Source organism: Bacillus niameyensis (assembly GCF_001375535.1).
In the GTDB taxonomy this organism is placed as follows: Bacteria; Bacillota; Bacilli; order Bacillales; family Bacillaceae_C; genus Lederbergia; species Lederbergia niameyensis.
Genome location: NZ_LN831197.1, coordinates 3,024,103 through 3,046,974 on the forward strand (window position 1 = coordinate 3,024,103; position 22,872 = coordinate 3,046,974).

Annotated in this window: 24 protein-coding genes and 2 pseudogenes; 21 read left to right on the top strand and 5 right to left on the bottom strand. The window is 36.8% G+C overall.

Annotated elements, in window-relative coordinates:
• Window positions 1-139: 139 nt before the first annotated feature.
• Window positions 140-1,483 (bottom strand): chromosomal replication initiator protein DnaA, encoded by a 1,344-nt coding sequence (gene dnaA, locus BN1243_RS14350; protein WP_062107876.1) that lies wholly within the window; start codon window positions 1,481-1,483, stop codon window positions 140-142.
• 563 nt (window positions 1,484-2,046) lie between these two features.
• Between dnaA and rpmH the strand changes: the two genes are divergently transcribed.
• The 12 genes from rpmH to BN1243_RS14405 all read left to right on the top strand — a co-directional run bounded on the left by rpmH (window position 2,047) and on the right by BN1243_RS14405 (window position 13,780).
• A complete protein-coding gene (gene rpmH, locus BN1243_RS14355) occupies window positions 2,047-2,181 on the top strand; it encodes a 50S ribosomal protein L34 (RefSeq protein WP_062107878.1) in 135 nt (44 codons plus the stop codon).
• Window positions 2,182-2,324: 143 nt separating this feature from the next.
• Window positions 2,325-2,663, top strand: coding sequence for a ribonuclease P protein component (rnpA, locus tag BN1243_RS14360; protein WP_062110644.1), 339 nt, complete (start codon window positions 2,325-2,327; stop codon window positions 2,661-2,663).
• 116 nt (window positions 2,664-2,779) lie between these two features.
• Window positions 2,780-3,571 (top strand): YidC family membrane integrase SpoIIIJ, encoded by a 792-nt coding sequence (gene spoIIIJ, locus BN1243_RS14365; RefSeq protein ID WP_062107879.1) that lies wholly within the window; start codon window positions 2,780-2,782, stop codon window positions 3,569-3,571.
• Window positions 3,568-4,188, top strand: a complete 621-nt coding sequence (jag, locus tag BN1243_RS14370; RefSeq protein ID WP_062107881.1) for an RNA-binding cell elongation regulator Jag/EloR — start codon at window positions 3,568-3,570, stop codon at window positions 4,186-4,188. Before spoIIIJ ends, jag begins: the two co-directional genes overlap by 4 nt.
• 194 nt (window positions 4,189-4,382) lie before the next feature.
• Complete coding sequence (locus BN1243_RS22145; RefSeq protein ID WP_230200208.1) at window positions 4,383-4,529, top strand: hypothetical protein; 147 nt, start codon at window positions 4,383-4,385, stop codon at window positions 4,527-4,529.
• Window positions 4,526-6,388 (top strand): LTA synthase family protein, encoded by a 1,863-nt coding sequence (locus BN1243_RS14375; protein WP_062107883.1) that lies wholly within the window; start codon window positions 4,526-4,528, stop codon window positions 6,386-6,388. Before BN1243_RS22145 ends, BN1243_RS14375 begins: the two co-directional genes overlap by 4 nt.
• A gap of 277 nt (window positions 6,389-6,665) precedes the next feature.
• Complete coding sequence (gene mnmE / locus BN1243_RS14380) at window positions 6,666-8,051, top strand: tRNA uridine-5-carboxymethylaminomethyl(34) synthesis GTPase MnmE (protein WP_062107885.1); 1,386 nt, start codon at window positions 6,666-6,668, stop codon at window positions 8,049-8,051.
• A 187-nt stretch (window positions 8,052-8,238) separates the two neighbouring features.
• Window positions 8,239-10,128: a tRNA uridine-5-carboxymethylaminomethyl(34) synthesis enzyme MnmG gene (gene mnmG / locus BN1243_RS14385; RefSeq protein WP_062107887.1), complete on the top strand. Its 1,890-nt coding sequence runs from the start codon at window positions 8,239-8,241 to the stop codon at window positions 10,126-10,128.
• Between the two features lie 17 nt (window positions 10,129-10,145).
• Window positions 10,146-10,862, top strand: a complete 717-nt coding sequence (rsmG, locus tag BN1243_RS14390; protein ID WP_062107889.1) for a 16S rRNA (guanine(527)-N(7))-methyltransferase RsmG — start codon at window positions 10,146-10,148, stop codon at window positions 10,860-10,862.
• A 183-nt stretch (window positions 10,863-11,045) separates the two neighbouring features.
• Window positions 11,046-11,903 carry a nucleoid occlusion protein gene (gene noc / locus BN1243_RS14395; RefSeq protein WP_062107892.1) on the top strand — a complete coding sequence of 286 codons (858 nt, stop codon included), beginning with the start codon at window positions 11,046-11,048 and terminating at the stop codon, window positions 11,901-11,903.
• A gap of 274 nt (window positions 11,904-12,177) precedes the next feature.
• Complete coding sequence (locus BN1243_RS14400; RefSeq protein WP_062107894.1) at window positions 12,178-12,939, top strand: ParA family protein; 762 nt, start codon at window positions 12,178-12,180, stop codon at window positions 12,937-12,939.
• Window positions 12,932-13,780, top strand: a complete 849-nt coding sequence (locus BN1243_RS14405; protein ID WP_062107896.1) for a ParB/RepB/Spo0J family partition protein — start codon at window positions 12,932-12,934, stop codon at window positions 13,778-13,780. Before BN1243_RS14400 ends, BN1243_RS14405 begins: the two co-directional genes overlap by 8 nt.
• A gap of 2 nt (window positions 13,781-13,782) precedes the next feature.
• Here the strand turns inward: BN1243_RS14405 and yyaC are convergent, their stop codons facing one another.
• The gene (yyaC, locus tag BN1243_RS14410) at window positions 13,783-14,403 is read right to left on the bottom strand and encodes a spore protease YyaC (protein ID WP_062107898.1); all 621 of its coding nucleotides are present in this window, start codon (window positions 14,401-14,403) and stop codon (window positions 13,783-13,785) included.
• 257 nt (window positions 14,404-14,660) lie between these two features.
• Here yyaC and BN1243_RS14415 point away from each other — a divergent pair, with 257 nt between their 5' ends.
• From BN1243_RS14415 to BN1243_RS14425, 3 genes are all read left to right on the top strand, one after another.
• Entirely contained in the window at window positions 14,661-14,864 is a 204-nt protein-coding gene (locus BN1243_RS14415; protein ID WP_407638861.1) for a DUF951 domain-containing protein, read from the top strand.
• A 232-nt stretch (window positions 14,865-15,096) separates the two neighbouring features.
• Window positions 15,097-16,197, top strand: coding sequence for a redox-regulated ATPase YchF (gene ychF, locus BN1243_RS14420; RefSeq protein ID WP_062107900.1), 1,101 nt, complete (start codon window positions 15,097-15,099; stop codon window positions 16,195-16,197).
• A 243-nt stretch (window positions 16,198-16,440) separates the two neighbouring features.
• On the top strand, window positions 16,441-16,779 hold the full coding sequence (locus tag BN1243_RS14425; protein ID WP_062107903.1) for a DUF378 domain-containing protein: 339 nt from the start codon (window positions 16,441-16,443) through the stop codon (window positions 16,777-16,779).
• 49 nt (window positions 16,780-16,828) lie between these two features.
• Here the strand turns inward: BN1243_RS14425 and BN1243_RS14430 are convergent.
• Together BN1243_RS14430 and BN1243_RS14435 are read right to left on the bottom strand one after the other, a co-directional pair.
• Window positions 16,829-17,662, bottom strand: a pseudogene (locus BN1243_RS14430) (IS3 family transposase); the annotation flags it as partial.
• The gene (locus BN1243_RS14435; RefSeq protein ID WP_062107905.1) at window positions 17,656-18,225 is read right to left on the bottom strand and encodes a helix-turn-helix domain-containing protein; all 570 of its coding nucleotides are present in this window, start codon (window positions 18,223-18,225) and stop codon (window positions 17,656-17,658) included. The gene BN1243_RS14435 and the pseudogene BN1243_RS14430, both read right to left, overlap by 7 nt.
• A gap of 313 nt (window positions 18,226-18,538) precedes the next feature.
• Between BN1243_RS14435 and ychF (BN1243_RS14440) the strand changes: the two genes are divergently transcribed.
• Together ychF (BN1243_RS14440) and BN1243_RS14445 are read left to right on the top strand one after the other, a co-directional pair.
• Window positions 18,539-19,639, top strand: a complete 1,101-nt coding sequence (gene ychF, locus BN1243_RS14440; protein WP_062107900.1) for a redox-regulated ATPase YchF — start codon at window positions 18,539-18,541, stop codon at window positions 19,637-19,639.
• Between the two features lie 243 nt (window positions 19,640-19,882).
• The gene (locus BN1243_RS14445; protein ID WP_062107903.1) at window positions 19,883-20,221 is read left to right on the top strand and encodes a DUF378 domain-containing protein; all 339 of its coding nucleotides are present in this window, start codon (window positions 19,883-19,885) and stop codon (window positions 20,219-20,221) included.
• A gap of 49 nt (window positions 20,222-20,270) precedes the next feature.
• On the opposite strand, the pseudogene BN1243_RS22150 reads toward BN1243_RS14445, so the two are convergent.
• Window positions 20,271-20,399 (bottom strand): annotated as a pseudogene (locus BN1243_RS22150) (IS3 family transposase); the annotation flags it as partial.
• Between the two features lie 170 nt (window positions 20,400-20,569).
• On the opposite strand from BN1243_RS22150, the gene rpsF reads away from it, so the two are divergent.
• The 4 genes from rpsF (at window position 20,570) to BN1243_RS14465 (ending at window position 22,837) form a co-directional block, all read left to right on the top strand.
• Entirely contained in the window at window positions 20,570-20,857 is a 288-nt protein-coding gene (gene rpsF, locus BN1243_RS14450) for a 30S ribosomal protein S6 (protein ID WP_062107907.1), read from the top strand.
• Window positions 20,858-20,912: 55 nt separating this feature from the next.
• Window positions 20,913-21,416: a single-stranded DNA-binding protein gene (gene ssb, locus BN1243_RS14455; protein ID WP_062107909.1), complete on the top strand. Its 504-nt coding sequence runs from the start codon at window positions 20,913-20,915 to the stop codon at window positions 21,414-21,416.
• A gap of 110 nt (window positions 21,417-21,526) precedes the next feature.
• Window positions 21,527-21,763, top strand: coding sequence for a 30S ribosomal protein S18 (gene rpsR, locus BN1243_RS14460; RefSeq protein ID WP_062107912.1), 237 nt, complete (start codon window positions 21,527-21,529; stop codon window positions 21,761-21,763).
• 135 nt (window positions 21,764-21,898) lie between these two features.
• The gene (locus BN1243_RS14465; RefSeq protein WP_154669863.1) at window positions 21,899-22,837 is read left to right on the top strand and encodes a YybS family protein; all 939 of its coding nucleotides are present in this window, start codon (window positions 21,899-21,901) and stop codon (window positions 22,835-22,837) included.
• Window positions 22,838-22,872: the final 35 nt, after the last annotated feature.

Genomic DNA, 22,872 nt, shown 5'->3' on the forward strand with positions numbered 1-22,872 from the left:
AATTAAAGAATAAAAAATAGTAATAATAGTAGTAGTGCCTGTTAATATGTGGATAAGTCTGTGCATGACTGGAAACTCAAGTTATGAACATGTGGACATCCTGTGTGCGAGTGCGTACATGTTATACACAAAATCCCCATTATGAATTTTTTAGAACCTCACGAATATCTTCAATTTTACTTTTAAAATCCTGATCGGTTTCAATAAGTTTAGATATTTTTTCGTGGGCATGGATCACAGTTGTGTGGTCACGACCACCAAATTCTTCCCCTATTTTAGGCAATGAAAAATCAGTTAGTTCACGTGATAAGTACATGGCGATTTGTCTAGGGAAGGCAATTGATTTTGTCCTCTTTTTAGCCTTAAAATCCTCTAATTTAATGTTATATTCGGTTCCAACTGTTTTTTGAATATCAAAAATTGTGATTTCCTTTGGTTTTGAACCTGGGATGATATTTTTTAATGCTTCTGCAGCTAAGTCAGCATTAATATCTTTATTCGTTAAGGATGAGAAGGCTACGACCCGAATAAGTGCACCTTCTAGCTCTCTTATATTCGTATCAATTTGATTTGCAATATAAAGCATCACTTCGTTAGGAATATCTAGGCCATCTGCTTTTGCCTTTTTTCTTAAAATGGCAATTCTAGTTTCTAGATCCGGAGGAGTAATATCTGTTATTAAGCCCCATTCAAAACGAGATCTTAAGCGATCCTCCAATGTAGGAATTTCCTTCGGAGGGCGATCACTAGCGATAACAATTTGCTTACTTTCTTCATGCAAAGTATTGAATGTATGGAAGAATTCTTCCTGTGTAGATTCTTTCCCAGCTAAAAATTGAATATCATCAATTAGTAGGATATCTACACTCCGATATTTATTGCGAAAATCAACAGCTTTATTGTCACGAATGGCGTTAATAAACTCATTAGTGAACTTTTCTGAGGACAAGTAAACGACTTTGGCATCAGGATTATGTTCAACGACATAATGTCCGATTGCATGCATCAAATGTGTTTTTCCCATCCCTACTCCACCATAAATAAATAGCGGGTTATAGGCATTGGCTGGTGCTTCAGCCACAGCTAAAGAAGCCGCGTGCGCAAAACGGTTACCGGCTCCGATGACAAATGTTTCAAACGTATATTTTGGATTTAGCATATTTTGATGGAAATCCCCAAGATTTTTCTTCTCCTTTTTTGGAGGAGTTGTAGCTGGATTTTCAAGTTCCTCTTGTTCGGGGGGAATAATAAATTTCACTGATAGTTCTTCACCAAGAATCTCGTACAAAATTCCAGATATTAAGCCTGTATAGTGTCCTTCTAGCCAGTCTCTAGCGAATTCATTTGGAGCTGTTACAAACATTGTGTCTTTTTGTAGAGCGTGCGCTTTTGTAGATTTAAGCCATGTATCGAAACTGGGCTTACTGACCTTTTTTTCGACTTGTATCAAAACTTGGTCCCAAAGATCAGCTAATTTCTCCAAGTTCTTACCTCCTTACCCTTTAATTTTAAACAGTTATATAACAGTTTAGGTTTAATTTGATGGAAATTTATAAATATACATACCTATGAATGTGGAAAACTATATAATAGGAAGAAAGGCAGATTTCGACATTATCCACTATATGTGGACAAGGTTATTCTTCCTTAAGTGGATAAGTTACCCACAAGATATCCACATCTGTGGATAAAGCTGTTATCAACAGAAAGTATTCAGAGTGAAAACAACATAATCATATCAGATAAAGATTAACTTATCAACGTATACCTAAAATATCCACAATATCAATTAATTAACTAGAAAAGTTATAAACATGCCGTTTATTTGTGAAAAACCTGTCGATAAATATTGTGGATAATAAAAAAGGCTGTCGAAATTATCCACAATAAGGTGTCGCGGATAAAAAAGTACCAAATTGGCCTATAAATTCCTTTAATTGGGGATAATACAAATATGAAGGACTCTTGACATTAGAAAGACAGCTCCTTATAATTAATGAGTATGTCTATTGGAAATTTTGTTTTGACCTCAGGGAGGTGTCGTACATGAAAAGAACATTTCAACCAAATACACGTAAGAGAAGCAAAGTACACGGTTTCCGTAAGCGCATGAGCACAAAAACAGGCCGAAGAATTCTGGCTGCACGTCGTCGCAAAGGAAGAAAAGTGTTATCAGCGTAGACCACTGAAACGTCTCAGTGGTCTTTTTTTAACAAGAAATTAGAAAACGTTGACTTATCGTAGGAGGAAACGTAGAAATTTGCTAGATGATAGCCACGGTAGTAAACGATGATAAATATAATGATCCATACAAGGTGAATAGTATGAAAAAGGGATATAGAATAAAAAAAAATGTTGAATTTCAAGCTGCTTTTAAAAGAGGATATTCAGTTGCAAATAGACAATTTGTGATTTACATATTAAAAAAGGAGCAGCAAGGGAACTTTCGGATTGGATTATCCGTTAGTAAGAAGATTGGGAATGCTGTAACTCGAAATCAAATTAAACGTTACATACGGCAAGTTTTCCATGAACTTCATGATGAGATCAAATGCGGGAAGGACTATGTTATTATTGCCAGAAAGCCTGTCGCTGAAATGGACTTTCATCAAGTGAAAAAGAGTTTACAACACGTACTTCGCCTTGGAAAAATTTTAAAATAAATATAAGAGTAAATAGAATTCTTTTTTTGCTAACTTTCTTGGAAGAAAAATGGTAAAATAGCCGAAGAATAATGTACATACTACTAGATTTTAAAGAGCAGGGAGGAACTTTTCGTTTGAATAAAAAAATATTATGGTTAATGACTATTCTTTTTTTAGTGACCATTTTGGCAGGATGCGCTACTATTGACAATCCCAATTATATTACTTCTGAAACTACAGGTTTCTGGAGTAAGTATATTGTTTATCCACTTTCATGGCTTATCACATCCTTTGCAAGATGGTTAGGAAATAGTTATGGTTTATCTATTATTGTCGTTACGATCTTAATTCGTCTTGCAATGTTGCCTCTTATGATTAAACAAACAAAAAATTCGAAGGCAATGCAGGCAATTCAACCTGAAATGGCGAAATTAAAAGAGAAATATAGTTCTAAGGATGCTAAAACACAGCAGAAACTTCAAGAAGAAACGATGAAGATTTTCCAAACACATAATGTGAATCCGCTTGCTGGTTGTTTTCCACTTTTAATACAAATGCCGATTTTAATTGGGTTTTATCAAGCGATTATAAGAACAGAGGAGATTGGTAAATCTGGTGGCTTTCTTTGGTTTGAACTTGGCTCTCCAGATCCATATTACCTTTTACCTATTATTGCAGGAGCCACAACTTTCCTTCAACAGAAGATTATGATGGCTGGAACGGGGAATGCCAATCCGCAAATGCAAATGATGCTTTATATTATGCCAGTAATGATTTTAATTTTTGCTATTAACTTTCCAGCAGCACTTGCTTTATACTGGGTAGTAGGAAATATTTTTATGATTGTCCAAACATATTTCATTAAGCCACCGGTCATTCAAACTGAGAAGACAAATAATCTTAAAGTGAGGGGAGCTAAAAAGTGAGAGAGATCACTGCTACGGGACAAACCGTTGAAGAAGCAGTAGAATCCGCATTGGCTCAACTAAACACAACTAGAGATCGCATTGATATTAGCATTGTGGATGAAGGAAAAAGGGGTTTACTCGGTTTATTTGGTTCAAGGCCAGCTATCGTCAAGGTTATAGTTAAGCCTGACGTTGCTGAAAGAGCATTGGATTTTTTACGAAATGTTTTATCGAATATGGACATAGAAGCAAACATTGAAGTAGTTAAAGAAAATGAAAGGCAAGTTATGTTTAATATTTCTGGTGAAAAGATGGGCCTTTTGATAGGAAAACGGGGACAAACCATTAATTCCTTGCAGTATTTAACACAACTTGCTGCTAATCGCCATTCAGAACGTTATGTAACAGTTATTTTGAATCCCGAAAATTACCGGGAGCGGCGCGCGCAAACACTAATTCAATTAGCTGAACGGCTTGCAGCTAAAGCAAATCAGCTAAAAAGGCCTGTTCAACTCGAGCCGATGCCAAACTATGAGAGAAAAATCATTCACACTGCTTTATCCGAACAAAAAAATATTAAAACGGCTTCGGAAGGGGAAGAGCCGAATCGGTACATTGTTATTAAACCATTATAATGAATTAGAGAAGGCTATCCGTTAGCTGAACGCTTCCCCAACAAGTCATCCAAATTTTATAAACTATGAAAATGCCACGAGAACACTCTCGTGGCATTTTTACATGTAAAAGTTAGTGAAAAGCATCTCTACTATGGCGTATCCGCATAAAGGATCAGAACAAAGTGCTTACGAGAATACTTCTCATCGGTGGTTTGAAAATCTACCATTCACTACTTGATCTCGTATTTTTGGATGCATACTTTATAGATAATTTAGAGAGATCGAAGTTTTTATGTTTTCAACATGATAATAATGGTAATATGGAAGTACTATTATTGATTGTGGAAGTGGTTAAATGATTCGAGTTGTACGCTCAGGAGGAAATCGTTCAAGCCTTATTTATGTCGTTGCTGTCTTCTTGCTTTGGATAAAAATGTGTGTGTTATATCGGTGGGTTTTTCATGTTTCTACCCAAACCTTTGGGGAATCCCTTTTATTAGCAGTAGTTTCGTTAAGTTCAGCTGCACTAATATTAGGAACTGGATTTTTTGCTAAACAAAAAAATCGGCCACTTATCCTTTTTATTATTCATTTGATTTTAACTGGTATCTTATATGGAAATGTTCTCTATTATCGGTTTTATATTGATTTTGTTACGGTGCCCATTCTTTTTCAATTTAAAAATGTCGGTGGTTTAGGTCAAAGCACGATCGAATTACTTAAGATTTATGATATATCTTTTTTTGTTGACTGCTTGATTCTTTTCATTCTCATTAAATATAAATGGGCAATAAAGACTAGTTTTCAGTTTACAAAAAGAATGGGATTCCGAGTATTAGCACCGATAATGGTAGTTCCATTGCTGATCACTGGGATTGTTAATGCAGGTTTTTGGAATAAATCATATGATAAAGAATTGATTGTACAGTCCCTTGGTCTTTATTATTATCATATTTTTGACATCTATGAAAACTCAAGATCCTCAATTAAACGAGTAATGGCCGATGGCAGTGAAGTGAAAAAAATTGAACATTATTTGCAAAAGCGAAATGAAAATGTAAAGCCATCTAACTTACATGGAATTGCTAAAGGGAAAAACGTCATTGTTATTTTTCTTGAATCGACTCAAGGATTTGTCATTGATCATCGGATAGATGACCAAGAGGTAACTCCGTTTTTAAATCAATTAAAAAGTGAAAGTTTGTATTTCCCTAATTTTTATCATCAGACAGCTCAAGGGAAGACATCAGATGCGGAATTTATTTTAGATAACAGTTTGTATCCATTATCTGGGGGATCCCTATTTGTTAGAAAACCTAATAATAAATACTATGCCATGCCAACGATATTGAAAGAGCATCAATATTATTCTGCTACTTTTCATGGGAACGATGCTTATTTTTGGAATCGCGAAAAGGCTTATGAGGCAATGGGCTATGATCGTTTCTTTTCAAAAGATGATTTCAAGGTTACAGAGGAAAACTCGATTAATTATGGCTTAAAGGATATTCCGTTTTTTGAACAATCACTCCCATATCTTAATGAATTACCAGAACCCTTCTATGCAAAGTTTTTGACGTTAACGAATCATTTTCCTTTTTTGTTAGAGCCTGAAGATCAATGGATTGAAGAAGCGAAAACGGATCAAGGGCTAGTGAATCGTTACTTTACGACAGTTAGATATGAAGATGAAGCAATAAAAACCTTTTTTGAACAAATAAGAGAAACAGAATTGTATGAGAATAGTATTTTTGTCTTGTTTGGGGATCATTACGGTATTTCAACTAGCTATAATGAAGCCCTTGAGGAAGTATTAGGCCATGAAATTACGATAAATGACGAAATGGAATTACAAAAAGTTCCGTTATTTATTCATATACCTGGTGTAACTGGAATGACAATAGATGCTGTAGGTGGCCAGGTTGATTTACGTACGACAATTTTTGATTTATTAGGGATTGAGGAACCTAAAGGATCTTTGTCATTTGGTACTAGCTTACTAGCGAATAAAGAAGATCGGGTAGTTGCTTTTAGAGATGGTTCTTTTACTACAAAGGATTATACATTTGTTGAAAATACTTGCTATAACAAAGAAACTGGTAAGAGGGTAAAAAGGAACTACTGCACCCCTTATTTTGAAAAAGTACAGACCGAATTAAATTATTCAGATCAAATTATATTTGGAGATCTATTTCGATTTCTAGAGAACGATAAATAAGAGACTTGGCTTTCAAAGAGCTAAGTCTCTTTTTTTAATGTCCGACATCCTAGAAAAATTTTCATAATGATAGGAGGAAATTGGGTTATTGTTATTCACATGTGGATAAGTTAAAATAAGGAGTACGAATGCTTTTGTATGTGGATAATTTTTTAAATGTCAAAAATTCCTTTTGTGGATTATAAAATTTTGATATTCTATTATTTTGTGGATAATTTCATATAAGACTTATTAGATCGTGAAAATATATCAATTGAAATAGAGAGGAGGGGAAACAATGGAGTTTGATACGATTGTTGCCATATCGACACCAATGGGTGAGGGAGCAATTGCTATTGTTCGTCTGAGCGGAGATGAAGCGATTGAGATTGCTGATCGAATATTTCAAAGTCCAGCAGGAAAAAAATTAACGAATGTTGTAAGCCATACAATTCATTATGGAAATATCATCGATCCAAACACTGGTGATATAGCAGAAGAGGTTATGGTAAGTGTGATGAAGGCCCCCAAAACGTTTACTAGGGAGAACGTTGTAGAAATTAATTGTCATGGTGGATTAGTTTCTGTTAATCGCGTGCTGCAATTAGCTTTGAATGCAGGAGCAAGAATGGCTGAGCCCGGTGAATTTACGAAGCGGGCGTTTTTAAATGGACGCATTGATCTGTCACAAGCAGAAGCTGTTATGGATTTGATTAGAGCGAAGACAGATCGGGCTATGAATGTGGCATTGGGACAAATGGAAGGGCGCCTTTCAAAATTGATTGGAGAATTGCGTCAAGAAATTTTGGAAGTGGTCGCCCATGTTGAAGTAAATATTGACTATCCGGAATATGATGATGTGGAAGAAATGACCCATCGATTATTATTAGAGAAAGCTAGTTATATTCGAGAAGAATTGCAAAAATTGTTGCGTACTTCACAGCAAGGGAAGATTTTGCGAGAAGGCTTGTCAACGGTCATTATTGGGCGACCGAATGTCGGAAAGTCATCATTATTAAACAGTCTTGTCCAAGAAAACAAGGCGATTGTAACAGATATACCAGGAACAACAAGGGATGTCATCGAAGAATATGTCAATGTCCGTGGTGTCCCGCTCAGATTAGTAGATACAGCTGGAATTAGGGAAACAGAAGATATAGTGGAAAGAATCGGAGTAGAGCGGTCTAGGGAAGTTCTAAAAAAGGCCGATTTAATTTTATTAGTATTAAATGCTGCGGATCAGTTTACTGAAGAAGATAGACAATTATTCGCTGCGGTAGAAGGCATGGATGTCATAGTGATCGCTAATAAAACAGACTTACCTCAAAAGATTGATATGGAAGAGGTCCGTGTCAGTGCCGGGGATCATCAGATCGTAACGACTTCTTTATTGGAAGAGGAAGGAATTGATGATCTTGAAGAGGCGATAAGCGAGATGTTCTTCCAAGGGCAGGTTGAAGCGAACGATATGACATATGTATCAAACAGCCGCCATATCGCCCTCTTGACCCAAGCTATCCAAGCTATTGAAGATGTGCTTGCGGGAATTGACTTTGGAACACCAATCGATATTATTCAAATTGATTTAACTCGCACATGGGAATTGCTTGGTGAAATTATTGGCGATACCGTCCAAGAAAGTCTTATCAACCAACTATTCTCCCAGTTTTGTTTAGGGAAATAGAAAAGCGGAAGGCGGCGTATAGCGACGTCCAAACTTTTATAAAAAAGATGAACCGCTAAGACGCGCCATTTAGACCAACGTCCTGTTGGTCTAAGATAAAGGAAACACAGCAAAGAACGGGCTGGGGATAGACAAAAGGTGATAAAGCTCGTTTAATTTAACAATATATTTTAGGAGGTTTAAAAACATGCAACAATATGAGGCAGGCCAATATGACGTTATTGTAGTGGGAGCGGGCCATGCCGGCTGTGAAGCGGGTCTAGCAGCTGCTAGAATGGGTGCTAAAACACTTATGCTAACATTAAACCTCGACATGGTTGCCTTTATGCCTTGCAATCCTTCACTCGGAGGACCAGCTAAAGGTGTAGTAGTAAGGGAAATTGATGCTCTCGGCGGTGAAATGGCCAAAAATATCGATAAAACGTATATTCAAATGAGAATGCTTAATACTGGTAAGGGTCCTGCTGTGCAAGCTCTACGGGCACAAGCCGATAAAGTTTTATATCAACAAGAAATGAAAAACACTTTGGAAAGTGAACCTAATCTTACATTGCTTCAAGCGATGGTTGATGATTTAGTAATGGAAGATGGAGAATGTAAAGGGGTCGTAACAAATACGGGTGCTATTTTCCGTGGGAAGGCGGTTGTTATCACAACTGGAACGTTCCTAAGAGGGGAAATCATTTTAGGTGAACTAAAGTATTCGAGCGGACCGAATAACCAAAAACCATCTATTAAATTAGCGGAATCCCTTGAAAAACTTGGCTTTGAAATGGAACGCTTTAAAACAGGCACTCCACCTCGTATTAATAGCAAAACGATTGATTATAGTAAAACGGAAATTCAGCCTGGTGATGAAGAACCGCGAGCATTCAGTTATGAAACGACGGAATTTATAACTGATCAGCTGCCATGCTGGTTAACGTATACAAATTTACGCACCCATCAAATTATCGATGAGAATTTGCACCGCTCCCCTATGTTTTCCGGCATGATCAAAGGAACAGGTGCCCGCTACTGCCCATCGATTGAAGATAAGGTTGTCCGTTTCAACGATAAACCAAGACATCAAATTTTCCTTGAACCTGAAGGACGTCATACAAATGAAGTTTATGTACAAGGTCTATCTACTAGTCTTCCAGAAGAAGTGCAACATCAATTGATTGCAACGGTTCCAGGCCTTGAAAATGCTAAAATGATGCGTCCTGGATATGCTATTGAATATGATGCGATGGTTCCAACACAACTATGGCCAACACTAGAAACGAAGGCAATCAAAAACCTTTATACTGCTGGTCAAATTAACGGGACTTCTGGATATGAGGAAGCAGCAGCTCAAGGGATTATGGCAGGAATTAATGCGGCAAGAAGAATACTTGGAAAAGAAGAAGTCATTTTAAGTCGCTCTGATGCCTATATCGGGGTTTTAATCGATGATCTTGTAACAAAAGGGACGAATGAACCATATCGTTTGCTAACTTCTAGAGCAGAATATCGTCTGCTACTTCGTCATGATAACGCAGATTTGCGTTTGACTGAGCTTGGTCATCAAATTGGCTTAATCTCTGAGGAACGGTATGAAATGTATAAGGATAAAAAGGCAGCAATTGAAACAGAAATTGGCCGTCTCCGTTCCACAATTATTAAGCCTAATGAAAAAACACAAGCAATGATTAAAGAAGCAGGGGGAAGCCCATTAAAAGATGGTATTAGAGCATCTGACTTGTTAAAGCGTCCTGAGATGAATTATCAACAAATTTGGGAATTAGCTCCAACAGAAGTAAAACCACCTAAAGAAGTAATTGAACAGGTTGAGATTCAAGTCAAATATGAGGGATATATTGAGAAGTCCTTACAACAAGTAGAAAAGTTGAAAAAACTTGAGGATAAAAGGATCCCAGAAAATATTGATTATGATGCTATTAACGGGATTGCTACGGAGGCACGTCAAAAGCTGAATAAAGTGCGTCCATTATCGATTGCGCAAGCATCTCGGATTTCCGGAGTTAATCCATCTGATATTTCTATTCTGCTTGTCTATATCGAACAAGGGAAAATCGCCAGAATATCTGGATGAGATAAGGAATGAATAATATGAATGTTGAACAGTTTCAAGGCATGTTAGAGGAGAAGGGAATTCAGCTGAATTCCCTTCAGCTTGACATGTTTGAACGTTATTTTCAAATATTGGTTGAATGGAACGAAAAAATGAACTTGACAGCGATTACTGAAAAAGAGGAGGTATACCTTAAACACTTCTATGATTCGGTAAGTGCCGCTTTTTACATTGATTTTAAAGGGGAAATGAAGATTTGTGATGTGGGCGCGGGAGCAGGATTTCCAAGCATTCCTTTAAAAATTTGTTTTCCCAATCTTTCAATTACGATTGTTGATTCATTGCAAAAGCGAATTCGTTTTCTCGAACATCTATCAAATGAATTAAACTTAAAGGATACATACTTTTATCACGATCGTGCAGAAACTTTTGCAAAAAGAGTAGAATTTAGAGAACAGTTTGATGTTGTGACGGCAAGAGCGGTAGCTAGAATGTCAGTGTTAAGTGAGCTTTGCCTTCCACTTGTTAAAAAAGGTGGACAATTTATTGCAATGAAGGCTGCCAATGCAGAAGATGAGTTGAAAGCTGCTCATAAAGCTATTCATCAATTAGGAGGAGAATTGGCTTCCATTCATTCATTTGAACTTCCAATTGAAGAGAGTGAACGGAATATTGTTGTTCTCAATAAAGTGAAAAATACTCCTAAAAGGTTTCCAAGAAAGCCAGGTACACCAAATAAATTACCTCTTGAGTGATAGACAATTTAGGGGATAGCAGGATATTTAAAAAAAGGATAGAATGTAATAGTAAGTATTATTACAGTAATATGTTTATTAGATTAAATTTTTCTAAATTGATTTACTTTCTTGGATAGTCTTTATTTATATATTGCAACTGTTTCAAAACATAGGGGAGTTTTCAGAAGGTGGTGTCGAAGGATGAAGCATCCTTTCTCTCGTTTGTTTGGCATGGGGGATAAAGAGTTGCCGATAGAAAAAGAGATGGCAGAGGAGACGGAAGAGGTTAAAAATATTTCTGTTTCGAGAATAGTCCCTAATCGATTCCAGCCAAGAACAATCTTTGATGAGACGAAAATAGAAGAATTAGCTAGAACAATCCATACACATGGAATAATTCAGCCGATCGTAGTTAGAGAAATAGAGAATAGTCAATTTGAAATTATTGCAGGAGAACGTAGGTATCGAGCGATTCAATCATTAGGCTGGACAGAAGTACCAGCTATTATAAAGAATTTAAATGACACTGAAACAGCCTCTGTTGCACTTATTGAAAATCTTCAACGTGAAGAATTAACACCGATTGAAGAAGCAATGGCATACGGAAAGTTATTAGAAATTCATAATTTAACACAGGAAGCTTTAGCTCAACGTCTCGGTAAAGGGCAATCAACTGTTGCTAATAAGCTGCGGTTACTTAAGCTCCCGCAAGAAATCCAAGAAGGTCTGCTGCAAAAAAAGATAACGGAGCGCCATGCAAGAGCTTTAATACCGTTAAAGGATTTTGAGAAACAAATTCAATTGATGAATCTTATCATAGAAAAGAATTTGAATGTAAAGCAGACTGAAGAACAAGTAGTAAAATTATTAACTAAAGTTGATAAGCCTAAGAAGCGGCGAAAGGCAATTAGTAAAGATATGAGAATTGCTGTTAATACAATTCGTCAATCTCTTTCAATGGTGACTGATAGTGGCATTAAATTAGATTCAGAAGAAGAGGATTTTGATGAATACTATCAAATCACTATCAAGATACCGAAGAAGAAAGCCCAAAATTAATTACTACTGTTTATATTATGAGATGAGGAAACGGAGAAGCTTATAAAGAAGTTTCTCTTTTTTTTGCGAAACAAATAATAGCATGGGTTAGTTTTTTGGTAATAGTTAACACCCAGCTTCATTTTCAACGCTCATATAGTGTTTAAGTATGAATAAAATGTGATCATACGATTCTTTTAAAAAACTTTTTTCCATTCACAGAGTTTTTCGGTTGATAATTTGATAAAATAGAATACATGATTGCTATTTTGATGGAAAAAGGTAGGTGACATCGTTGGGAAAAGTAATTTCCATAGCCAACCAAAAGGGAGGAGTCGGAAAAACGACTACCTCTGTCAATCTGGGAGCTTGTTTAGCTTATATAGGAAAAAAAGTATTACTTATAGATATAGACCCCCAAGGAAATGCGACAAGTGGTTCTGGCATTGATAAGGGAGATGTCCAAAACTGTATATATGATGTGTTAGTAGATGATATGGAGATTAAAAAGGTAATTAAACAAACCGCTGTTGAAAACCTTTTTGCTGTTCCAGCAACGATTCAGCTTGCTGGTGCTGAAGTGGAACTAGTTCCTACGATATCAAGGGAAGTTCGTTTAAAACGAGCGGTTGATCAAGTGAGGGACGAGTATGATTATATTCTGATTGACTGTCCACCATCGCTTGGCTTACTGACACTTAATGCATTAACCGCTTCAGATTCAGTAATTATCCCCGTTCAATGTGAGTATTACGCTTTAGAGGGACTAAGCCAATTATTAAATACAGTTCGTCTCGTGCAAAAACACTTAAATAATCAATTAATGATAGAAGGTGTACTTTTAACAATGCTCGACGCACGAACGAATCTTGGCCTTCAAGTCATCCAAGAAGTAAAGAAATATTTTCAAAACAAAGTTTATAAAACGATCATTCCGCGTAATATTAGATTGAGTGAGGCACCAAGTCATGGTGAACCGATCATTGTCTACGATCCAAAATCGCGTGGTGCGGAAGTATATTTAGATCTTGCAAAGGAAGTGGCTATCAATGGCTAAAGGTCTCGGAAAAGGGATTAATGCTTTATTTGCAAATATGGAAATAAATAACGATGAAACGGTACGCGAAATTGAATTAATTGAAATTACACCAAACCCCTATCAGCCTCGAAAGGTATTTTCGGAAGAGGCTATTACTGAATTAAAGGAATCAATATTGGAACATGGTGTATTACAGCCGATAATAGTTAGGAAAAACATAAAAGGTTATGAAATAGTGGTAGGGGAGCGCCGCTATCGTGCTTCGAAGGAAGCTAAGCTGAAGACTATTCCTGCTGTTGTGAGAGAACTTACTGATCAACAGATGATGGAATTAGCAGTCCTTGAAAATCTGCAACGTGAAGATTTAACGCCCATTGAAGAGGCAACAGCTTATCAAACATTAATGGAAAGGCTAGAACTAACCCAAGAAGTATTAGCCAAAAGGTTAGGGAAAAGTCGGCCTTATATCGCGAATCATATTCGTTTATTGGCGCTTCCAAAGAGTATTCAAACTCATATTACAAAGGGAAAGTTATCAATGGGGCATGGTCGTACACTACTTGGACTCAAAGGGAAAGAACAAATAGAAAAAGTAGCTGAACAGGCTATCAAGGAAGGTTTAAATGTTAGACAGCTTGAACAATTAGTGCAACAATTAAACTCAAATGTTCCACGTGAAACAAAGAGAGCTTCTACTAAAAAGGATGTATTTCTCGTTGAGAGGGAAAATACTCTCCGAGAAAAATTTGGAACAACTGTTACTATTAAGAAAACTAAGAAAAAGGGCAAGATAGAAATTGAGTTTTTATCTAATGAAGATCTTGAAAGAATTCTAGGGTTGCTCGAGAATTCTCGATAAGATTATAAAAATGTTTCTTTTTTATAATCCAAGTCCAGATGATACGGTAGATTTTTAGAAAAAAGTTGATCAGCCTTAATAATCCCAGCTGCTACTTGTTTGGCCATTGCCATAACAAGGTTTAGTCTGGTGTTTTGTAATACAAAAAACTCCATATATCCACTAACATTGACAACACCTGTAAGGTGGATGTGACCGATAGACGGTAATTCCTTTTTTACACCGGCGCCAGGTTTAACAGGTCCCTTTCCTACCTTAAGCATACCTATATTTTTGACTCTGCCAAGACAGGCGTCAATTGCGATAATAAAAGGGTTTGAAAATTGGTCAGTAATATAACTGATTTTTTCTTGCATATTAACAGCATGAATAGGATCTTCTAAAGTACCAAACACATGAAAGTTATTTAAAGATGATTCTTGAAGGAAACTGCCGATTAATGGGCCAAATGAATCCCCGGTAGAACGGTCTGTTCCGATACAGACGATAACAAGGGGTGTTTCTGTATCAAAGGGGAGAAAACTTAAAATCCCTTTGGAAACCTTTGAACTTGATAAAGGATCATCAAATTTGACGTGTACTTCATTCTGTTTATTAAAGTTAAAGGGTGGATCTAGTTTCATGAGTATGGCTCCTTTCTAGAAGAAATATATCCAGCTCGACGAACAGAAAGTTGTGTTGCAAACATCCGGTTATGGCTACAATAAGTAAATCGATACGTACAGCGTTAAATAGTACCTTCGCTTTTCTTATCCTTACCATTATACGGAAGACTTTTCCTTTCTATACATCTAATAGCTGAAAATATCTAAAGCTATTAAAAATGCAATACAACTGATAAAATAATCATATAAAAATGTGGAATTTGTCATCAGGGGGAATGAAATTGGAAAATAAAGAATTCAATCTTCATGATGTTGTCGAAATGAAAAAATCGCACCCATGTGGGACAAATCGTTGGAAAATTATTCGAATGGGGATGGATATTCGAATAAAATGTGAAGGTTGTGAACATAGTGTTTTGTTACCACGCAGGGAATTTGCAAGGAAAATGAAAAAGGTTTTAGAAAAGCATGAGGAATGACCCTCGTGCTTTTCTTCTAGCCTTGGTTCAACGTGGGGAGCGCTTTTAGTTGCTAGCTCATATCGTAGGAAGAAGCTGGAGTTTTGTACCATTGGGCAATGAGCTTCCGCTTTAATTATAATTTGTATTTTAAAAACTTAGTCACTATAATTGGTTAAGGATTTATCAAAATAAATGTAAAATAAAATATCGAGTATAGAAGAAGTAATAGCAGGAAAGAGGAGTGAATACTATGGCACTTACAGCAGGAATTGTAGGATTACCAAATGTCGGAAAGTCGACTTTATTTAATGCCATTACAAAAGCAGGGGCAGAAGCGGCTAATTATCCATTCTGCACGATCGATCCGAATGTTGGAATTGTTGAGGTTCCTGATGATCGGCTTCAACAATTGACAGAGTTAGTTCAGCCTAAAAAAACAGTTCCAACAGCTTTTGAGTTTACTGATATAGCAGGAATAGTAAAGGGTGCAAGTAAGGGAGAGGGACTAGGAAATAAATTTCTTTCCCATATTCGTCAAGTCGATGCCATTTGTCATGTTGTCCGTTGTTTCGCTAGTGAAGATATTACCCATGTTTCCGGGAAAGTGGACCCGATTGACGATATAGAAACAATTAATCTTGAATTAATTTTAGCTGATCTTGAAACAGTAGATAAGCGAATTGGTCGAGTAGAAAAAATGGCGAAACAAAAAGATAAAGAATCGATGGTTGAATTTGAGATATTATCGAAGTTAAAAACAGCTTTTGAAGCTGAAGAGCCAGCTAGATCAGTCGAATTTTCAGAAGAACAAATGAAAATTGTGAAGGGGCTGCATCTATTAACGAGTAAGCCTGTTTTATATGTAGCAAATGTCAATGAAGATAACATTGCCGATTCTGAAAATAACCCATATGTTCAAAAAGTTCGGGAATTTGCTGAAAAAGATCGAGCAGAAGTGATCGTTGTTTGTGCAAAAATTGAAGAAGAAATGGCTGAACTTGATGATGAAGAAAAAGCGATGTTTCTTGAAGAATTAGGAATTAAAGAATCAGGATTAGATCAATTGATCAGAGCGACTTATAGCCTTTTGGGACTTGCCACATACTTCACAGCAGGTGTTCAGGAAGTTCGTGCTTGGACATTTAAAAAGGGGATGAAGGCACCGCAATGTGCTGGTATCATCCATACAGATTTTGAACGTGGATTTATTCGGGCAGAAACTGTCTCTTACGAAGATTTGCTAAGCGCAGGTTCAATGACAGCAGCACGTGAAGCAGGAAAGGTAAGATTGGAAGGTAAAGATTATATTGTACAAGATGGCGATGTTATTCATTTTCGCTTTAATGTTTAAGGCATCCAATTGGATGTCTTTTATTACGTAATTAGGGTATTTCTTCAATTTTTAAGTGCTGCAAATTAAATATAAACGTTTCCGTAGCGAGCACTTTAGAATGTTAGTGACAATGGTTTTGTCACAACAGCCATTTTCTATTTCTACATGACATACGCATATCTTATTTTTTCCATATGTATATTTCTACCCTTTTCTTCAAAAAATGAAAATGAATGATGAAGAAAGGGGTGCACATATTAAATGAGGACTATGCACCGGATTGCTTTAGCTTTAGTTATTATAGGGGCTATAAATTGGGGATTGATCGGTTTATTTCAGTTTGATTTGGTCGCTTCTATTTTTGGTGGACAAGCATCTTTAATTTCAAGGATTATTTATACATTAGTCGGTATAAGCAGCATACTTTGTCTACCTCTTTTCTTTGAACAAAATGAAGCGGAGCACTCAGAGCTAGAAGATAACCATAGTTTAGCTCATGCCGACTTCGCTACAGAGTTTGCAGAAGAGCCGGATATAGATCGATTATATAATCCTTCTTTAGAAGCATATGAGGGCGAAGATGAAGAAGAGGAATGGTGAAAAACATCCCAACGAGTGTGATGTGACCCCTAAAAGTTAGAGTTTTATATTATGCAGCTAACTGGCTGGTGTGAAGACGGTATTGAACCGGGCTCATGCCAGCCAATTTCTGTTTTATCCGTTTGTTGTTGTAGTACTCGATATAAGCTTCAATAGTCCGTTTGAGCTCCTCATATGTGCGTGGTGATTCGCCATAATACATTTCCTGTTTCAATAAACCAAAGAAATTCTCCATAGGAGCGTTGTCCAGACAGTTTCCCTTCCGTGACATACTTTGAAATACTTTGTGTTCTTTCAAGGTCGACACCCATTTACCATGCTGATAATGCCAGCCTTGATCTGAGTGAATGGTAGTCCTGTATTTGGCATTCTTTACAACGTCAAGAGCTTCCTCCAGGGGTTTCATCACAAGGTCAAGTGTCGGACGCATACTTATGCCATACGATAGAATCTCCCCATTATACATGTCCATTATTGGACTAAGATAGAGTTTTACCTCATCTGAACATTTGAATTCTGTAATATCTGTAGTTAGTTTTTGATAGGGGATTGAAGTATTGAATCTGCGGTGAATTCGGTTTTTCACCACTGTACCGATACTCCCCTTGTACGAACTGTAACGACGTGATTTTCGGGTGAACTTATTGCCTTTCAGTCCCAGCTTTCCCATTATGCGTTGCACTTTTTTGTGATTTACTATGATGCTGCGATTTTTTAATTCTAGTTGAATTCTACGATAACCATAGTTCTCGTTGTGCTCGTTAAAGATGGATTGAATTGTGTTCTCTAGCTCTTGATGAGGATTCCCCTGCTTCAATCGTTTTACATGATAGTGATAAGATGACTCGGGAATACCCACGATCTGAAGTACATCCTTCAATTGAAATTTTTCTTTGAGTTCGAATGATAACGCTGCTTGTGCTTTTCGAGATAACCGTCCGGATCTATCTGAAAAGCTCGCAACTTTTTTAGGTACTCCACCTCCAAACGGAGTAGCTCATTTTCCCGTTCTAATTTCTGTTCACGTGTCATTTTATCCTGTGCTGTTGGCTTTTGGATTTTCTTAACGTTCCTCACTTTATCAGGCATAATCGGTCGTCCTTTCGGGTTGCTCAGGGCTTCAGTACCGCCTTCGAGGAATTTCTTCTTCCAATCAGCGAGCATCGAAGGATTCGTCAATCCGAAATGGAGTGCTGTTTCTGTCTGTGAAGCGCCTGTTCTTTTCATAAAGCTTAATACATCCAACTTGAAATGAACAGAATAAGATGCATTCTTTTTCTTTCGGAATAATCCCTCCATGCCAAATTTCTTGTATGCGTTGACCCAATTGATGACCTGTTTCTTCGACTTCACGCCATGTTTTTCTGCCAGTCGTTTATATCCTATTTTTCCTTCTAGATATTCACGCACCACCATCACCTTAAAATCATCTGTATATTTAGCCATAATAAAACACCCCAAAAGTTAGATTTTGACTCTAACTTTTGGGGTGCACTTCATNAGGTTTTAGAAAAGCATGAGGAATGACCCTCGTGCTTTTCTTCTAGCCTTGGTTCAACGTGGGGAGCGCTTTTAGTTGCTAGCTCATATCGTAGGAAGAAGCTGGAGTTTTGTACCATTGGGCAATGAGCTTCCGCTTTAATTATAATTTGTATTTTAAAAACTTAGTCACTATAATTGGTTAAGGATTTATCAAAATAAATGTAAAATAAAATATCGAGTATAGAAGAAGTAATAGCAGGAAAGAGGAGTGAATACTATGGCACTTACAGCAGGAATTGTAGGATTACCAAATGTCGGAAAGTCGACTTTATTTAATGCCATTACAAAAGCAGGGGCAGAAGCGGCTAATTATCCATTCTGCACGATCGATCCGAATGTTGGAATTGTTGAGGTTCCTGATGATCGGCTTCAACAATTGACAGAGTTAGTTCAGCCTAAAAAAACAGTTCCAACAGCTTTTGAGTTTACTGATATAGCAGGAATAGTAAAGGGTGCAAGTAAGGGAGAGGGACTAGGAAATAAATTTCTTTCCCATATTCGTCAAGTCGATGCCATTTGTCATGTTGTCCGTTGTTTCGCTAGTGAAGATATTACCCATGTTTCCGGGAAAGTGGACCCGATTGACGATATAGAAACAATTAATCTTGAATTAATTTTAGCTGATCTTGAAACAGTAGATAAGCGAATTGGTCGAGTAGAAAAAATGGCGAAACAAAAAGATAAAGAATCGATGGTTGAATTTGAGATATTATCGAAGTTAAAAACAGCTTTTGAAGCTGAAGAGCCAGCTAGATCAGTCGAATTTTCAGAAGAACAAATGAAAATTGTGAAGGGGCTGCATCTATTAACGAGTAAGCCTGTTTTATATGTAGCAAATGTCAATGAAGATAACATTGCCGATTCTGAAAATAACCCATATGTTCAAAAAGTTCGGGAATTTGCTGAAAAAGATCGAGCAGAAGTGATCGTTGTTTGTGCAAAAATTGAAGAAGAAATGGCTGAACTTGATGATGAAGAAAAAGCGATGTTTCTTGAAGAATTAGGAATTAAAGAATCAGGATTAGATCAATTGATCAGAGCGACTTATAGCCTTTTGGGACTTGCCACATACTTCACAGCAGGTGTTCAGGAAGTTCGTGCTTGGACATTTAAAAAGGGGATGAAGGCACCGCAATGTGCTGGTATCATCCATACAGATTTTGAACGTGGATTTATTCGGGCAGAAACTGTCTCTTACGAAGATTTGCTAAGCGCAGGTTCAATGACAGCAGCACGTGAAGCAGGAAAGGTAAGATTGGAAGGTAAAGATTATATTGTACAAGATGGCGATGTTATTCATTTTCGCTTTAATGTTTAAGGCATCCAATTGGATGTCTTTTATTACGTAATTAGGGTATTTCTTCAATTTTTAAGTGCTGCAAATTAAATATAAACGTTTCCGTAGCGAGCACTTTAGAATGTTAGTGACAATGGTTTTGTCACAACAGCCATTTTCTATTTCTACATGACATACGCATATCTTATTTTTTCCATATGTATATTTCTACCCTTTTCTTCAAAAAATGAAAATGAATGATGAAGAAAGGGGTGCACATATTAAATGAGGACTATGCACCGGATTGCTTTAGCTTTAGTTATTATAGGGGCTATAAATTGGGGATTGATCGGTTTATTTCAGTTTGATTTGGTCGCTTCTATTTTTGGTGGACAAGCATCTTTAATTTCAAGGATTATTTATACATTAGTCGGTATAAGCAGCATACTTTGTCTACCTCTTTTCTTTGAACAAAATGAAGCGGAGCACTCAGAGCTAGAAGATAACCATAGTTTAGCTCATGCCGACTTCGCTACAGAGTTTGCAGAAGAGCCGGATATAGATCGATTATATAATCCTTCTTTAGAAGCATATGAGGGCGAAGATGAAGAAGAGGAATGGTGAAAAACATCCCAACGAGTGTGATGTGACCCCTAAAAGTTAGAGTTTTATATTATGCAGCTAACTGGCTGGTGTGAAGACGGTATTGAACCGGGCTCATGCCAGCCAATTTCTGTTTTATCCGTTTGTTGTTGTAGTACTCGATATAAGCTTCAATAGTCCGTTTGAGCTCCTCATATGTGTGTATAGTATAAGACAGTTGCACTTTTTCTGATTGCAAAAAAAGAATGGGGGAAACATTGCAACGGACAAGTTTATATGGTAAAATGTATCATTGTGAGTAATGAAAATTGCTCCTTGTCCTTTATTTTTCGAAAAGGGCCGTATAGACCATAAGGAGGTGACCAAACGATGAAAAAGTACGAAGTTATGTACATTATCCGCCCAAACATTGAAGATGAAGCAAAGCAAGCTGTAATCGAGCGTTTTGATAGCATTCTTACATCTAATGGTGCGGAAGTCATCGAATCAAAAGATTGGGGTAAGCGACGTCTTGCATATGAAATTGAGGATTTCCGTGACGGTTTCTACCGGATTATCCAAACAAATGCAACTCCTGAAGCTGTTCAGGAATTCGATCGTCTTGCGAAAATCAGTGATGATATTATTCGTCATATTATTGTTAAAGATGAAAAATAATGTTTCACGTGAAACATTTTAAAAAAAGAAGTAAATCGGGAAGAGGTTGATGCTGATGATGAACCGGGTTGTGCTGGTTGGTCGATTAACAAAAGATCCAGATTTGCGATATACTCCAAACGGAGTTGCTGTAGCAACATTTACTCTAGCTGTTAACCGTACTTTTACAAATCAACAGGGTGAACGTGAGGCTGACTTCATAAATTGCGTTATTTGGCGCCGTCCGGCGGAAAATGTCGCCAACTTCCTTAAAAAAGGTAGTCTTGCAGGTGTGGATGGCCGCATTCAAACTCGTAATTATGATGGACAGGATGGAAAACGCGTATACGTGACTGAAGTCGTTGCAGATAGTGTTCAATTTCTTGAACCGAGAAATGCTGCACCTACTGATCGAGGAGGAGACTTCGGAGGGTTTGGTGGTAATCAAAGAAATCAAAGCCATTCTTTCGACCCAAATCAGAATCAGCGTAGCAACCATGAATACACCCGTACAAATGATGACCCATTTGCAAATAATGGGGAACCTATTGATATATCGGATGATGATCTACCGTTTTAATAATGGTAGGACATCTTTTATATTGAACGAAAACATTAGCTAGAATGATAATCCATTAGCGGATTTTAATGTCTAGTACGATAAAAATTAATGAATAGGAGGTCGTTATCATGGCAGGTGGACGCAGAGGCGGACGTAAACGTCGGAAAGTTTGTTACTTTACTGCAAACGGTATTACACATATCGACTACAAAGATATTGAATTACTAAAAAAATTCATCTCTGAACGTGGAAAGATTTTACCTAGACGTGTAACAGGTACTAGCGCGAAATATCAACGTAAATTAACAGTTGCTATTAAACGTGCTCGACAAATGGCATTACTTCCGTTTGTTTCGGGTGAATAATTAGATCTTTAAAAAGAGCAGAAGGGGAGTAATCCTTACTGCTCTTTTTTTATAAATATAGATTGTAAAGTTGAACGTATCTTAAATCCTCTGTAAAATGAGAAAGATATACGGATAATAAAAAGAGGTGACAAAGTGGGAAAAACACGAATGTTGACAGAAGGAGCCCTTATGTTGGCCATTTTTATTGTCATGATCCTTGTGATGATATTTGTTCCAATATTAGGAGTTATTATACAGCTGTTTCTAATATTGCCGTTCCTTCTATATAGTAGTAAACATTCTGTTAAGTATTCCATTATTTTGGGAATCAGTGCTATGCTTCTATCCTTTATATTAGGATCCTTTGTTGGCTTGCTTTTTGCATTTCTTTATGGCACAACAGGGTTAATGATGGGATATTGTATTAAAAGGAAGGAAAGTAAACGGACTATTTATTTAGCCTCCAGTGTAGTATTTCTTTTTAGTCTGGTGCTAATTTTCGTAATATCAGCTTTATTTTTTAACTTGAATTTCCTTACTGAATATCAGCGGATTTTTCAAACATCTATTGATCAGTATATAGAAGCATTGAAAACGCTTGGGCAATCACCACCTCTTGAATTACAAGAACAATTAAGAGAAATGGTCCAAATTTTGAGCTTGATGGCGCCGACATTGATGGTAGGTACGGCCTTCATAAATGTCATTGTAATTATAGTTGTGAATTTCCCGATTGCTAAACGTCTTGGAGTTGAAGTGCCAAAGTTTAGTCCTTTTCGTAACTTGAATTTTCCAAAAAGTATAGTCTGGATTTATTTACTTGTTATTCTATTATCGTTTATCGTAAATAACGATTCAGGTTCATTTTGGCAAATGGCTATTTTAAATGCTAGTTTTATTTTGCAAAGCTTACTTGTTATTCAAGGATTATCATTCATTTTCTACTTTGCTCACTTGAAAAAATGGTCAAAGGCTATTCCTATTATTGCTGTTGTATTAACGCTTTTTCTACCGTTTTTCCTTTCAATTGTTCGTGTGTTGGGTATAATTGATATAGGGTTTAATTTAAGACAGCGCCTTAGTCAAAGTTGAGATTAACATCTATAATTAAGGAAAGAAACACTGGC